An 11,874-nucleotide genomic window follows, 5' to 3' on the forward strand; every position below is an offset into this window, starting at 1 on the left:
TTCAAGGAGGTAGGATTTGAATGAAGATTTTGGTCGTTAATGCCGGCAGCTCGTCTATTAAATATCAAGTAATTGATATGACTGACGAATCAGTTCTGGCGGTGGGCCTGGTAGACAGAGTCGGCATCCCGGGGAGCACCTTGAAACATGAGCCGGCAGGCAAAGAAGCTGTTGTGATCAAGCAAGATCTACCCGATCATACTGCAGGTATGGAGTTGGTTCTGGAAGTTCTGGTCAATCCCGAATACGGCGTAGTGAAGAGCATGGATGAGATCGGGGCGGTTGGCCACCGTACCGTTCACGGCGGTGAAGCTTTCGCTCAATCTGTAGTTATCGATGATGAGGTTAAAAAAGTCATAAGAGACTGCATTGACATTGCTCCGCTGCACAATCCCCCCAACTTGATGGGCATTGAAGCCTGCCAAAAACTGATGCCCAATGTTAAACACGTTGGAGTATTTGACACTGCATTCCATCAGACTATGGAACCTGCCAATTACATGTATGCACTGCCTTATGAAGTATATGAGGAGTATCGTGTCAGAAGATATGGCTTCCATGGCACATCTCATTATTACGTTTCCCACCGGGCTGCTGATATGCTGGGTAAGAAATTTGAGGACTGCAAGATCATCACTCTGCATCTGGGCAATGGCGCCAGCATGGCTGCCATCAAAGATGGTAAAGTAGTCGACACCAGCATGGGCTTCACGCCATTAGAAGGCCTGGTAATGGGGACCCGCTCCGGTGATATTGACCCCGGTATCGTTTTCTATTTAATGGACAAACTGGGTATGAACCCGGCTGAAGCTAACAACTATTTCAATAAGAAGTCCGGTCTGCTGGGTCTTTCCGGAGTATCCAATGACATGCGCGACATTGAAGAAGCAGCCAACAATGGAAATGCTAGAGCACAGATCGCCCTTGAAGTATATTACAATCACGTAAAAGGCTACATCGGCAACTACTTCGCCAAGTTGAATGGCTGCGATTGTATTGTATTCACTGCCGGTGTCGGTGAAAACGGCATCGACATCCGCCGTCACATCTGCGAAGATCTGGATGCATTAGGTATCAAGATGGACGTTGAGAAGAACAAAGTGCGCGGTAAAGAAGTTGATGTTGCAACAGAGGATTCCAGGGTACGCATATTCGTTATCCCCACTAATGAAGAACTTGTTATCGCTCGCGATACTTATCGCCTGGCTAAATAGCATATTTTTGTTTTGACGAGTTATTGCGGACAACCGTAACGTGCTGCCGGGCAGCCGAAGCAGTTAAAATAGCATAAAGCTAAGACTTACTTTCGATGATAAACTTGTTTATATATTAAGCCTCCCTTGCTGGGGAGGCTTTTTTATGCTATTACACAAGTTATTGATTAAGCTGGTTAATATAGTGTTGTACAGCTGCGGTAATTTGCTGCTGCAGCTGTTTACCGACTTCGGGTGGTATATTGTCGCTTACATATAGGTCGTTACTGACGGCCTGCCGGTTATACTCGACAATGCCGTCACCAACGAAGGTACCATTCCTGGTCACCCGGTAGTGTACAATATAGCTGGGATCTATGGAAAGATCTTTATTAACCTTTGTTTCAATTTGATAGCTCATTATTACCCTCCGTTTTTAAGTTTATTGTTTGCGCGGCAGGGTATATTTATAGCTGGTCAGTACAGTCAAAATTATTGGAAGCAAAAGGAATTACCGGGGTCTTGTAGAAAATTAAGATGTTGAAGTTTGCCAAGAGGGGGAGAGTTAAATGCCTTTACTGATGGCCGGTGATAGGAAGTTTGATTGTGATGCCATATTATTGGACAAGGACGGTACTTTGCTCGATTTTAAAACAATGTGGTTGGAATGGTGCAGGTACGTGATTGGTGGGATTATGACCGCGATACCTTATGCTATTGAGCAGGTGATACTGGAACAGGCTATGGGAATAGATTTAACGTCCTGGCATGTGGATCCTCACGGTGCACTGGCCGGAGGGACACTGAGTGGTCTGCGTAAATCCCTGGTTCATGTTTTGCGCGAATACGGTATGGGTGAAACACAGGCGCATAGTCTAATCACCGAAGTATATAAAGCCTCCGAAACAGCTGTAAATTGGGAGGCGTTGACCAAACCGCTGCCAGGTCTACAGGGGTTGCTGGCCAGGCTACGGGCTAATAATTTTAAATTGGCGGTGGTGAGCGCTGATGATACGGAGAGGGTTAAGCTTTCATTGTTTTCCCTGGAGCTGGTTAATTATTTTGATGTTATTATCGGCGGAGACTTAGTAGCCAATAGTAAACCAGCACCGGATATGGCGCTACTCGTCTGTCGTTTACTAAATGTAGAACCGGGCCGGGCGGTGGTGATCGGTGACTCGCCCCGGGACATCCTGATGGCTAAGAATGCGGGCGCCGGCGGTATCGGTGTACTGTCCGGAGTATGCCTGCGGGAACAGCTGGATGCTGCCGGTGCCGACGTGGTTGTTGAAGCTGTGACGGAGTTAAGATAGCTTGCCCAGGGCGAGCTGTCCCTCCAGGTGATCGATAAACTGGCGGGCCGACCGGGGTGAACGGCCGTTGTACCAGACGGACCACTTTAACGCTCGCTGGCGCAGTTCCTCTGGCGCAACCTGCAGCTGTCGCTGGTCAGCTAGACCAAGGACGATTTCAATAAAAGTCTCCTGGTCCGGTGTGGGGAAGATAATGGTCATTCCGAAGCGATCGGCCAGAGAAAGCTTTTCCTGCACTGAGTCCATGCTCCTGATTTCACGGTTGTCATCGTTTGTCTTACGGTCGGAGAAGGTTTCCTTGATCAGGTGCCGTCGATTAGAAGTGGCATAGATTAGCACATTGTCAGGTTTTTCTTCAATACCTCCTTCCAATAGTGCTTTCAAGTCTTTAAAATCCGTTTCATTTTCCTCAAAGGATAAGTCGTCTACAAACAAGATAAAGCAATGCTTGCGGTGGCGTAATTCCTGAATAATTAGCTGGTAATCTGCCAGCTGGTTTTTAGGCACTTCCACCAGTCGCAAGCCTCGCGGCCAATATTCGTTGAGTAGTGCCTTGATCGTTGATGATTTACCGGTGCCCCTGTCACCGTAAAGCAGCAGATTGTTGGCCGGGTAACCGTGTAAGAATTGTAGTGTATTATCGATAATTTGTTCCCGTAAATCCGCATAGTCGATTAACTCGCTGAGCTTGATGGTGTCTGGCTGGCTGATGCCATGCAAGGCGCTGTTTTCCCATTTAAAGGCGATATGGCCGCCGAAGATCCCGCAGCCAAAGAAGGCATAATGCTGAGCCAGCTCTTCCACTAGCTTGTACCATTGTGGTTCAGCGGCAAATTCTTCTTTGGTTTGGCGGAACCCTTCATCGATCGCAGAGTGCTCCTTAGCCGCCGGCTGGGCTGCTACCCAGGGCGGGAGCGCCGGGTCCCCAGTAAAGTGGAAGAAGCATTGCAGCACCGACATCGTGGACTCGTATATATCCGTTACGCTGAGGTTAAATAGACTGCGTAAAATGGTCAAATCCCAGCATACGGCTTCATTGAAAACAGAGTAATCCGCTCCCGGTGTATAGGCCGCCTGGCTGAACGGATTGACGTCCTTTAAAATGAGGTCCAGCAGGTGGTTTTGCCAGGCATCAATGCCCGTGGTAAAAGGGTTGCTGGTCTTAGACAGCAGATGGCAGACTTCGCTGTAACTTTGTATGGGGTTAATCCCGCCGGTGGGTGCGGAAACTGCATCTAAGTGTCGGGTGACCGCTTTAACGATCGGGTCTTCCATAATATTACGGTAAATGGTCAGGCTGGGTAGAGCTTTAACAGATGTAAGGTAATTTGACATAGTTAACCCTCTCTTCACTTAACGCTGAAAATTAAGCAAATTATACCTTTTTTGGTTCAGTCTATTTCACATTATTTTAATTATATTATAAATACACCTGTCAAGATCTAAACTTAATCAATGGCAGGCTGTTTAAACCAGTTAGAAAAAGGGTGTGGGCAGTTAATAACGATGCTACTTGGTGTGTTAACTGCGCCGGAGGGAAGGGCGTAGGAGAGCTTGAATGTCATTGATATTGATATAACCGGCTAAGGCTTGCTCAGGAATAAGCAGTTGGCGGGTTACCTTAAAGCTTAGCCGCAGTATGTTCTGGTGTAGGAGCCGAAGAACAGGGTTAACTTCAGGCATGGGGTTGACTGTTGGCAGCTACTTTGGCGGCGCAGTTATTGCCCGGTAATAATAATTCGGTGACTGCGCCGCTGCTGAGATTAGCTGTACCAATTAAACAGAATAATCAAAGTAACAATAATACCCATGAGGCTGGCCAAAGACAGTATTACGGTGAAGCGATTCCATTTTCTTACCTGGACTAATTCTTTTTCCAAATGATAAAACTTTTCATTGGCTTCTAAAGTAAGTTTGCCCGTTTCCAGCTCAATAAGCTGCGTGAGGGCCATAATTTCCGTTTCTAGCGTGCTAAATTTCTTTTCCGTGGGCGCGAAGAGCCCGTTCTTTAGAGATTGAGCTAAGGAACTGGTTATTTCCCCTGAGGCAGACTCCGGGGTAATTTCATAAAGCCTGGCCATTTTACTCATCCTCGCTGGCCTCGTTAATAGCATCCCGGATAGCTGACAGCACCAGCAGGGGAATCTCTTCAATTTTTTGTTCCAGCAGTGCCACCCGTTCCTTTAGTTCAGCCATGCCCTCCTGGTCCTGCCTTTTTAATTCCTCCAGCATGTTTAACAGCCTTCCGTTTTCGTCTAAAACAGGCTGAACAAATTTTCCCTTTAGCCCAACTAAAATATCCGTGATGACCCCTTGCATTTCATTATCTTGACCTCTGAACATATCCTGTTCCTCCTTTTAAATTTTTTTCAGAGCCCGGTTAAATGATTCCAGGAAACTGTTTAATTCCTTGGTCCGGTTTTCAGTTAATACGCTGGCCAGTTCTTTAATTAAATCGCGTTTAATTTCCTGGCCGGTACTGTCACTGATTTCTCTAATTATTTTGCGCAGCCTTTCGTCTAGTGCTCTGGCGTTTTGCATGTTAGCTCCCTCCCGGGTTAAGAGTTGAAACCATAAAGGCCAGCGTTGTTGCTTATCCTTGCTGACTGGTGCCGTAGATACTTGCTTCCAACTTGTTGATATGTTGAAGATAGCGCTGGGCAGCTGTTAATGCAGCGGGGGATAGATGATAACTTTTCTTTATAGATATGTTAAGCGTTAAATGCTGCTCAATTTGGCCGGCCAGAGTTTTAATGGATGAGCTGATGTGTGCTTCTTGGACCTTAAGGTATTTATTTAATACACTATGAGCACGGGATAAATTAAAATCCGCCATTAATTGATCAATGGTTTTTTGCAGCTCCGCTAAGTTTAAATGACTAACCGTCAGATTATCTGCCTGACTTATCCATTTACGCTGATAGTCCTTCAACAAGGCATTGACACTCTCGGCTAAGTCCCGGCACGAGGGCACTGTTACAGTTTTACGGGATAAACCGAGCCAACCTTTCATTGATTTCTGACCTTCACGGAGTCCATAAAAGTCGTCCAGGCTGCTAAAGGCTGCTATATGGGCCTGCCAGTAATTCAGTCTTTCTTTGATGGCCTTCAGCAACGTCCCGGTTTCAATTTTTAATAAAGCCAGCTGCTGCTCGGCTCGTGTATCCTCCGGCTTGACTGTTGGCTGCACGGCGCTGGGTAAAGCTTGTTTAAAGGCTTGAATATATTCAGGGTAGTGCTCGGCACAGCGTAATTCCCAGATGCGTTCTTTCAAACTTCCCAGCAAGCGGGAGAAATTAGTTTGATCAGCTCCGTTTAAGGCTTGCAGAGCGGAAATAAAGAATAAACTGCCCTGGTTTACCGCTCCCTGGGAAGGTTTAATTAAATTATCTTGTAAGTAATGGTATACCTTATTGCGTTCTTTACCGGTCAGAGTGTCGGCGAAGTTAACGATAACAAATAACTTGCTACCCGGCTGTTTTTTGTCTTGCATCGCTGCCCGCAGCATGGTCCAGATACTCATGTCGGGTTGAGTGAGAATATGTTTTCCATTTAAAAAAAAGAGGAAGCAATCTGATGCCGGCAGGTAGCGGTTGGTTATTTCCCGATGGTGGTGGTAAACTGAATCTAGTCCCGGTGTATCCACAAATGTAGCCAGGCGAAGTGGTTCCGCCGGGTGCTCGATCACGATATCCGCTACCCGCAAAGCCAGGTGCGAGGCAGTCAGCTTGTTCAGCTCAGCCCTGCCGGCCGCGCTTTCCAGCTCAAGTTCCTGTTGAGCCGCATTTTTAAAATGAACAACGAAGTAATCGGCTAAGTCACTGGCTAGAAATTTGGTCGCTGCAATTTTTTTGAATAAGGATTTCCAGGGGCGTCTTTTTTTATTGGGGAAATCCCGTTTCACCCGGGCGAAGAATTTTTTTAAGAGCTCTAACTGCTGCAGTAGTTCCTTCGCAGTAATTTTAGTTAAATTACCGTTCTTACTCTTATCAATGGCACTGATCTGCCCCGGCAGGATCGGGTCAGAAATCCACTGTTCCAGGGCTTCAAGCTCATGCCGGCAAAGGACTGCTTGCTTGTCTTCTAAATAATGAGTGGGGATAGTTATTTGCCGGGCATAGTTTATCGTAGCTTTTTTCTGGCTGCCGTGTTTGAGTAAGGTAATCGCAGCAGTGGTCGGGCGATTTTGGGCGGGCAGGATGGCCTCACCCATTAAAGCATTAAGAAATGTAGACTTACCGCTAGAAAACCCACCGGCAGTGGTGACCAGAAAATTCTCCTGGTGCAGCTGGCTGTGCAGTTGTTTTAGTTGTTTGATGCATTCAGCATCGGACAGCAGGGAAGGGTCAGCCAGGGCTTGCTTAATTAAAGAAATAAATTTTCCCTTGATTACTGCCGGGTCTCGCTGGGGACCGGCTGTTTTATAGACCACTGTTACGTTACTTCGGTCAGCTGACCGGCCGGTCGGTTTGGTTAGTAAGGCAGCTATTTCCTGCGTCACCGGGGGCAGGGTGTTCAGCTTATATTCCCCGTCGAGGATTAATCGGGCTTGTTCAACGGCAGGCCAGAGTTTAACTAAGAATTCCGCATCATCATTTTCACGCATAGCTGTGGTAATCTGATCGTTGATTTGCAGATCCAGTTTGTTCAGCTTACCGCTTATCTTTTGCAGCTTGCACAGCGCCGCACGGTTTTCTATATATGTTATAAATTTGTTTACATCATCTGGATGTATGGTGTTGGTCATGTGAACGGTCACTTCGCCGGCACAGATTTGCCGCAAATACTGGCGGGATTCCTCCAGGGCTGTGCCGTCATGGTCACCCAGGTTGCAGTTCAGCCAAAAGGAGATATTGCCCGGGTTGTAGCTGCTGAGCAGCTTTTGGATGTGCTGCCGGTCTGCCTCGTTAAGACCCCGTTGTTGCAATAAATAAACAATATGGTCGGCGACGGGGATGCGGCTGAGCAGTGAGGACGGTTCGTGTAAGGCATCCAGTCCGGGGGTATCAACTATATGCATTTTTTTAAGCAGCTCGTGCTTGTACCGTACTTCAACATGGGTTATCTCATGACCGAGTCGCTCCTTGCGGGTTAAAAGGCGGGTCAGTTCACCCGGAGTTAAAACATGCATCTGCCGGTCGGGATAATGGAGCAGTGCCAGGAAATGTTCGCCGTAACTGAATCGGACCGGGGCCGGTGTGGTCGGTATGATATCTACTGGTGAAAGGTACTGCCCTAAAAGGCAATTAATCAGGGTAGATTTACCGGTATTATAGGGGCCCATCACAACCACGGTTGGCACTTCATCTTGGTTAAGGTGGGTTTGGGTTAATTCATCGACTTGCGAGAAAAAGCAATCAAGGCTTTGATTTTGCATAATTACCACCCTTGATAATATATCCGGAAATCTGGCTGTAGTGTAAAATGTCTATTTTCCCTTGATGGAATATATTACTTGAGGGATGCAATTATGACACATAAAAAACCCGGCATATAAAGGCCGGGTTTGCTATTTGGGCTTAAAAGCTAGCCAGTTTGTTTAGTTCTTGGAACACATTAGCATGGGAAAAGTTGAAAAATTCAACCAGGTCTTCTTCAACTTGTTCGGCAGCCAGTTCAATCAAACGGGCTACCTTGGTGGTGTTAATATTACAATGGTGACGGTAGTGCATTTGTAAACGGTACTTGTCGGCCAGGGATTCGGGGGTAGCTTTATCGATCTCAATAATACCGCCAAAACCAGCGATTCTTTTTTTCAGCCCCTGATTAAGGCATTTGGTTTGTTCGGGCAGCAGGTCGGTAATTTGATTAATTAATTCCTCATTATTAAAAGCCCGCCGAATTAAAGCGCCATAATTACCGCGGTTGCTGATGAGCAATTCGATGCCCATCTCAACAATGTTGTGGGATTTCCACCAACCCATCTCGGGGGGAATCTGGCAGGCTTCAATGGTTTGCTCTACCAGCGCGCGACCTTTAAGGAAGCAGTAACCGCGCTCGCAGTCCTGGTATTTTTCATCGCCAAAGTAATCTAAACCATGCGGGGTTATACCGTGGGTGATAATAGCGCGGGCGAAATCAGCCAGGGCGTGGTTTTCTTGTATCACATGCAGCAATTTCGTCCCCAGACTGTGTGCGGTCAGGTGTTCAACCTGGTCACTGATGATTAAGTCGGGGAATAGGCTGCCCATGATAATAGCATCAGTAGTATGCCCCAGAACCATTTCGGCAAAAAAGACATGAGTTTGTGGGAAAATGGTAATCTCCCCCCTTAAGCTAAAATGTGCTAATATAGTAATTGTTGTATAAACTAACCTGCGACCTATGTTTAGTATATTTATGGAGGCGCGTTAGCATGTCAAAGCAAAATATTTTTCACGCTTCCTCAATATTGCTCGTTCTGTTTGTGGGCAGCAAGGTGCTTGGCTTTGTACGGGAGCAGGTGATTGCTGCGTATCTAGGTGCTACTCTGCAGTCTGATGCATTTGTGGTGGCAGCCACCATTCCGTTTACCTTATCCACGATTATTGGCGTTTCAGCAGGTAATGCCCTGCTGCCTCTGTATACAGGTCGGTTGCAGGACGCCAACCGGGTTTACTTGGCTTCTACAGTAGTATATGCGGTTGGCGGCCTGGTGGCCGTATTGACGGTACTGGGGATGCTCTTTACCCCCCAGGTGCTGGATTTACTTGCTCCCGGTTTTACCGGTGAGGCCAGACAAACTGCGCTGTTCTGCACCCGGGTTATGCTGCCTTCCACGTTTTTTCTCACCATGGGCTTTTTAGCCAAAGCAGTACTTAATGCTCACCGGGAATTTACTGTACCGGCTATGGCACCGGTATTACAAAATATTATTTTCATTGCCCTTATTTTCCCGCTGGGTAGTTATCTTGGTCCCGGCCTGGCCTGGTGTACCCTGGCCGGGGCACTGGTTTTTTACCTGTATAACCTACCTGCGATGCGGCGGTTCGGTATACCCTGGCGCCCGCTGCTGGACATTGGGGATCCTGATGTGCGCAGAGTATTGTTAATGTCTGTACCGGTGATGCTAACTGCTCTGTCCAGCCGGGGCTTCATGTTTTTAGACCGTTGGTTTGGCTCTCATTTGGTGGAAGGTAGCATTGCCGCCCTCAGCTTTGCCAACCGGATCCGGGAACTACCCTATGGTTTATTTGTCGCTGTAATTTCCTCGGTGTTGTTCCCGGCTCTGGCAGCAGCTGCCAAACGCCAGGATTTACAGCTGCTTCATGATAGAACAGCCACAGGCCTGCGCCTGGTGGCACTGTTGACCTATCCCTGCGCGGCATTAATGCTGGTGCTGGCTGTACCGGTGGTGCGGCTGCTCTTTGAGCGGGGCGCCTTTGATGTGACTGCTACCACTGCCACGGCCACGGCATTAAGTTATTACGCTGTTTCTGTCGCCGCAATGTCGGCAAGCTCGGTTCTGACATATACTTATCTGAGCCTGCGGGAGGCCATGCTGCCCCTTTGGGTGGGGCTAGCCGGGCTGCTTGTGAATATACTGTTAGATTACCTATTTGTCGGTAATATGGGCCATATCGGACTGGCCTTGGGAAATACTATCGGCTTTTGGGTTACTGCCGTGCTTTTCCTGGTTTTTTTATACCGCCGTTTACCTGGTTTTGATTGGCGCCGGCAGGGTGTCGACCACTTAAAAATAATCTTTGCCACATTAGTTTTCGCCGGCCTATTATGGTGGGTGGGCGGATTGGTTGGTCTAAGCAAGGCAGGTTTACCCCTCTGGGGACAACTACTGGGCATGACGCTGACGATTGGTTCGGCAGGCCTGGCATACCTGCTGGTTTTGATTTGGTTAAATATTGAAGAAACTGCTGCTCTCAGGAAAAGACTAATAAAATATATAAAATAGTATTGTGCTAAACATAATATTATAATATAGTATTTTTAAAAAATACTACTTGGGGGCTATATACATTGAACGATGCATCAAAATATGAAGAACCCGCCAGGTTATTAAAGGCACTTGCGCATCCCACCAGACTTTGTATTGTCGCCGGGTTATTGAATGATAGCTGTAATGTCAACAAAATGAAAGAATGTTTAAACCTGCCGCAGTCCACGGTATCCCAGCAATTGGCCATCTTGCGCAATCAGGGTATTGTCGATGGGGTACGTCATGGTACTGAGGTTTTTTACAAAGTGGCCAATGAAAAAGTTAAGGATATCGTTAAAGTTCTTTTAGATGATGAGGAAATAGTTTTTAAATAGGGCTAGTTAGGTAATTATTGTTATACAAATTGTTTAATATTTCTAACATTATTGCAGCCGGATGGCATGCTTAATTGGCATTATTAGACCAGACCCGGCTTAAAGCCTTGCCGTTTAAATAATTAAACTTTTTACCCTGCCAGGTATCCTCTACTTCCAGCAGCCGCTCAATTTCATGCTTTATTCTCCACCAGCTTATATCCCAATTGCAAAAGAGCACTTCTTCTTGGGGCCCTTTGCCTACTAATCGCTGAATGACAATAGCCGGGTCCAGGTATTCCAAAAAGGTAATCACCCGTCTAATATATTGTTCCAGCGATATTAAGGAAATCTCACCGCGTTCATACATGTTACCCAGCTCAGTACCGCGGACTATATATAGCGAGTGTAATTTAACATAATTAATACCCAGGGCAGAGACAAGCTTGGAGTTTTCAATTACATCATCTGTATTGTCCCAGGGCAAATTTAAGATTATGTGGGTGCATATTTCAAATTGCCGGCGGTGTATGCGCTGTACTGCATCTATATATTCCGCCAGGGTATGACCTCGATTTATTTTGCGGAGCGTATGGTAGTTAACTGTTTGCAGACCGAGCTCGATGTTAATATCGATGTTTTTTTCGGCCTGGGCCCTGGACAATATGTCCAGGTATTCTTCGTTGATACAGTCCGGCCTGGTGGATACCGAAATACCCACGATGTTCTCTTCAGCCGCCGCGCTGTTGATGTTGGCAGCAAATTGTTCCGGCGGCAGGTAGGTATTGGAAAACGACTGAAAGTAAGCGATATATTTATTAGCGTTAAACCGCTGGCGGTAGTACTTTTTATCCGACCTGAGCTGTTCTGTTACTGACAGGCTATTGGGCAAGGCGTCAAAACCGGAGCCTGATTCGTCACAGAAAATACAACCACCGTAGCCCAGGGTGCCGTCCCGGTTAGGACAGGTGCCGGGTAAATTGACCGGGATTTTGTAGACTTTTTGCTTGAATTTATTGAGCAGGTGGCGGGAATAGATATTATATCTGCTGCTGGTTTGCATAGTCTTCACCTTGTCTTGATGTCTTGGTATTTACCAAAATTTTATCACATTTTGAGACAAACCAAAAGAATTTAAG

At 46.8% G+C, this 11,874-nt stretch carries 12 protein-coding genes; 4 read left to right on the plus strand and 8 right to left on the minus strand.

The annotated features are described in order from the left end of the window. Nucleotides 1–20 precede the first annotated feature (20 nt). Nucleotides 21–1,214, plus strand: a complete 1,194-nt coding sequence (locus tag SPSYN_RS11050; protein WP_161822549.1) for an acetate/propionate family kinase — start codon at nucleotides 21–23, stop codon at nucleotides 1,212–1,214. Nucleotides 1,215–1,374: 160 nt separating this feature from the next. On the opposite strand, the gene SPSYN_RS11055 is transcribed toward SPSYN_RS11050, so the two are convergent. Next, nucleotides 1,375–1,614: a hypothetical protein gene (locus tag SPSYN_RS11055; RefSeq protein WP_161822550.1), complete on the minus strand. Its 240-nt coding sequence runs from the start codon at nucleotides 1,612–1,614 to the stop codon at nucleotides 1,375–1,377. Nucleotides 1,615–1,762: 148 nt separating this feature from the next. Here SPSYN_RS11055 and SPSYN_RS11060 point away from each other — a divergent pair, with 148 nt between their 5' ends. Next, complete coding sequence (locus tag SPSYN_RS11060; protein WP_161822551.1) at nucleotides 1,763–2,506, plus strand: HAD family hydrolase; 744 nt, start codon at nucleotides 1,763–1,765, stop codon at nucleotides 2,504–2,506. On the opposite strand, the gene SPSYN_RS11065 is transcribed toward SPSYN_RS11060, so the two are convergent. The 6 genes from SPSYN_RS11065 to SPSYN_RS11090 form a co-directional block, all read right to left on the minus strand. Beyond that, nucleotides 2,498–3,841 (minus strand): ATP-binding protein, encoded by a 1,344-nt coding sequence (locus SPSYN_RS11065; protein WP_161822552.1) that lies wholly within the window; start codon nucleotides 3,839–3,841, stop codon nucleotides 2,498–2,500. The two genes, SPSYN_RS11060 and SPSYN_RS11065, sit on opposite strands and share 9 nt — an antisense overlap. A gap of 428 nt (nucleotides 3,842–4,269) precedes the next feature. Further along, nucleotides 4,270–4,587, minus strand: coding sequence for a hypothetical protein (locus SPSYN_RS11070; protein ID WP_161822553.1), 318 nt, complete (start codon nucleotides 4,585–4,587; stop codon nucleotides 4,270–4,272). 1 nt (nucleotide 4,588) lies between these two features. Then, nucleotides 4,589–4,849 carry a hypothetical protein gene (locus SPSYN_RS11075; protein WP_161822554.1) on the minus strand — a complete coding sequence of 87 codons (261 nt, stop codon included), beginning with the start codon at nucleotides 4,847–4,849 and terminating at the stop codon, nucleotides 4,589–4,591. Nucleotides 4,850–4,864: 15 nt separating this feature from the next. Continuing rightward, nucleotides 4,865–5,047, minus strand: coding sequence for a hypothetical protein (locus SPSYN_RS11080; protein WP_161822555.1), 183 nt, complete (start codon nucleotides 5,045–5,047; stop codon nucleotides 4,865–4,867). A 52-nt stretch (nucleotides 5,048–5,099) separates the two neighbouring features. After that, nucleotides 5,100–7,883, minus strand: a complete 2,784-nt coding sequence (locus tag SPSYN_RS11085) for a dynamin family protein (protein WP_161822556.1) — start codon at nucleotides 7,881–7,883, stop codon at nucleotides 5,100–5,102. A gap of 142 nt (nucleotides 7,884–8,025) precedes the next feature. Next, nucleotides 8,026–8,697: a hypothetical protein gene (locus SPSYN_RS11090; RefSeq protein WP_243153025.1), complete on the minus strand. Its 672-nt coding sequence runs from the start codon at nucleotides 8,695–8,697 to the stop codon at nucleotides 8,026–8,028. Nucleotides 8,698–8,861: 164 nt separating this feature from the next. Between SPSYN_RS11090 and murJ the strand changes: the two genes are divergently transcribed. Together murJ and SPSYN_RS11100 are read left to right on the plus strand one after the other, a co-directional pair. Continuing rightward, nucleotides 8,862–10,397: a murein biosynthesis integral membrane protein MurJ gene (gene murJ, locus SPSYN_RS11095; RefSeq protein WP_161822558.1), complete on the plus strand. Its 1,536-nt coding sequence runs from the start codon at nucleotides 8,862–8,864 to the stop codon at nucleotides 10,395–10,397. Nucleotides 10,398–10,462: 65 nt separating this feature from the next. Beyond that, a complete protein-coding gene (locus SPSYN_RS11100; RefSeq protein WP_161822559.1) occupies nucleotides 10,463–10,756 on the plus strand; it encodes an ArsR/SmtB family transcription factor in 294 nt (97 codons plus the stop codon). 70 nt (nucleotides 10,757–10,826) lie between these two features. On the opposite strand, the gene mnmL is transcribed toward SPSYN_RS11100, so the two are convergent. Next, nucleotides 10,827–11,798: a tRNA modification radical SAM protein MnmL/YtqA gene (gene mnmL, locus SPSYN_RS11105; RefSeq protein WP_161822560.1), complete on the minus strand. Its 972-nt coding sequence runs from the start codon at nucleotides 11,796–11,798 to the stop codon at nucleotides 10,827–10,829. Between the last annotated feature and the right edge of the window lie 76 nt (nucleotides 11,799–11,874).

Origin of the sequence: Sporotomaculum syntrophicum, assembly GCF_009932395.1 — a bacterium.
In the GTDB taxonomy this organism is placed as follows: Bacteria; Bacillota; Desulfotomaculia; order Desulfotomaculales; family Desulfallaceae; genus Sporotomaculum; species Sporotomaculum syntrophicum.

Coding starts and splice junctions, on each gene's coding strand:
- SPSYN_RS11050 (WP_161822549.1), top strand. CDS start 21: ATGAAGATTTTGGTCGTTAATGCCGGCAGCTCGTCTATTAAATATCAA.
- SPSYN_RS11055 (WP_161822550.1), bottom strand. CDS start 1,614: ATGAGCTATCAAATTGAAACAAAGGTTAATAAAGATCTTTCCATAGAT.
- SPSYN_RS11060 (WP_161822551.1), top strand. CDS start 1,763: ATGCCTTTACTGATGGCCGGTGATAGGAAGTTTGATTGTGATGCCATA.
- SPSYN_RS11065 (WP_161822552.1), bottom strand. CDS start 3,841: ATGTCAAATTACCTTACATCTGTTAAAGCTCTACCCAGCCTGACCATT.
- SPSYN_RS11070 (WP_161822553.1), bottom strand. CDS start 4,587: ATGGCCAGGCTTTATGAAATTACCCCGGAGTCTGCCTCAGGGGAAATA.
- SPSYN_RS11075 (WP_161822554.1), bottom strand. CDS start 4,849: ATGTTCAGAGGTCAAGATAATGAAATGCAAGGGGTCATCACGGATATT.
- SPSYN_RS11080 (WP_161822555.1), bottom strand. CDS start 5,047: ATGCAAAACGCCAGAGCACTAGACGAAAGGCTGCGCAAAATAATTAGA.
- SPSYN_RS11085 (WP_161822556.1), bottom strand. CDS start 7,883: ATGCAAAATCAAAGCCTTGATTGCTTTTTCTCGCAAGTCGATGAATTA.
- SPSYN_RS11090 (WP_243153025.1), bottom strand. CDS start 8,697: ATGGGCAGCCTATTCCCCGACTTAATCATCAGTGACCAGGTTGAACAC.
- murJ (WP_161822558.1), top strand. CDS start 8,862: ATGTCAAAGCAAAATATTTTTCACGCTTCCTCAATATTGCTCGTTCTG.
- mnmL (WP_161822560.1), bottom strand. CDS start 11,798: ATGCAAACCAGCAGCAGATATAATATCTATTCCCGCCACCTGCTCAAT.